We start from the raw sequence: 1644 nt of genomic DNA, 5'->3' as shown, positions 1-1644 counted from the left end.
CCTACTGACATGTTAAAAGTTCAAATTACTTTACCCCACTCAAAAGCAGAAATTGGCTTGAAATGGCAAGTATCAGAAATACCTGCCTTGGCAGAATTACTCAAGGTGCTGGCAACATGATCCGTTTCGATGAAATCTGGCTTTCTACCCAACCTCTGGATATGCGAGCAGGGATGGATACTGTCATGGCTCAGGTGGTGAGAGCCTTTGGCTACATTAAACCGCATTGTGCTTACCTGTTCTGTAATAAACGTGGCCATCGCATGAAAGTGCTGGTACATGATGGACTGGGCATCTGGCTGTGTGCCCGGCGGTTGGAACAGGGCAAATTTCACTGGGCTAAAGTTCACCAGGGTGAAAGCGTAGCCCTCAGCCCGGAACAGTTACAGGCACTGATCCAGGGTTTGCCCTGGCAGCGCATTGGACGACAGCAGGTAGTGACGATGCTCTAAACCAGGTTGGTGCATTCTGCTATTCTCCAAACGTTCTATTTCCTCTGCGTCATGACCTCAGGCATACTGCGGTCATGAATACGCTGCCTGACTTAAGCCAACTGACCCATGAACAACTGCTGGAATTTACCAGACAGTTGGCAATGCAGCATCAACAACTCGCAGAAGATAACCAACAATTAGATACCAAAGTTCAGCATCTTGAAGCATGCAACCAACATCTTTCCATTCTCAATCAAAAATACGAGCATGAACTGGCGCTGTTTAAAAAGCACAAATTCGGCAGTAAAAACGAACATCTCACCGCAAAACAAATCCATCTCTGGGATGAAGCGGTCGAAGAAGATATTGCAGCCGTTGATTTGGAACTGGAACGGCTGAATGCAGATAAAACCGATGCAGCGACACACAAAGCCAAAGCAAATAAACCTAAACGTCGACTGCTGCCCGATCATCTACACACCATCCGTATTGAGCATGAACCTGCATCAACCCAATGCAGTTGTGGCTGCCAGTTACGTCGTATCGGCGAAGATATCAGTGAAAAACTGCATTTCAGACCGGCACAGTTCTATAAGGAACAGCATGTACGTGGCAAATGGGTCTGTGATCAGTGTGACACCCTGACTCAGCAAGCGATGCCCGCCTATGTGATTGATAAAGGCATTGCTTCACCTGAACTGCTCAGCCATGTTTTGGTATCGAAATATGCCGATCATTTGCCGCTGTACCGTCAACGTCTGATCTATCAGCGGGCGGGAATCGAACTTTCTAGATCAACTTTATCTGACTGGATAGGTCGCTGCGGTGTAGAACTGGAACCTCTGGCCAATGCCTTAAAAGAGGTGGTACTACAACAGCAGGTGCTGCATGCAGATGAAACACCGGTCACCATCATGCGGATGGGTGAGAATAATAAAAAACCGAAGAAAGGTTATGTCTGGGCCTATGCCACTACACAGTACAATCCAGTTCAGGCGGTGATCTATGACTTTCAGGATAGTCGTTCAGGCCAGCATGCTGCAGAGTTCTTGAAAGGCTGGCAGGGTTATCTAGTCTGTGATGATTACAGTGGTTATAAAGCACGCTTTAAATCAGGCCAGGTCATTGAGGTGGGCTGCATGGCCCATGCACGTCGTAAATTCCATGAACTGCATGTAACTGGGAAAAGTCAGGTCGCTGAACAGGCCTT

At 47.6% G+C, this 1644-nt stretch carries 2 protein-coding genes and 1 pseudogene; all 3 read left to right on the top strand.

Going from position 1 to position 1644, the window contains the following annotated elements:
- A pseudogene (locus CF596_RS14985) lies at nucleotides 1–120 on the top strand (IS66 family insertion sequence element accessory protein TnpB); the annotation flags it as partial.
- Nucleotides 117–452: an IS66 family insertion sequence element accessory protein TnpB gene (gene tnpB / locus CF596_RS14455; protein ID WP_171325034.1), complete on the top strand. Its 336-nt coding sequence runs from the start codon at nucleotides 117–119 to the stop codon at nucleotides 450–452. The pseudogene CF596_RS14985 and the gene tnpB, both read left to right, overlap by 4 nt.
- Nucleotides 453–526: 74 nt before the next feature.
- On the top strand, nucleotides 527–1644 hold a 1118-nt coding region (locus tag CF596_RS14450; protein WP_096902863.1), incomplete at its 3' end, for an IS66 family transposase.

The sequence above is a fragment of the Acinetobacter sp. YT-02 genome (assembly GCF_002412355.1).
Lineage (GTDB): Bacteria > Pseudomonadota > Gammaproteobacteria > Pseudomonadales > Moraxellaceae > Acinetobacter > Acinetobacter towneri.
This window is presented reverse-complemented; position numbering and strand designations above follow the sequence as displayed.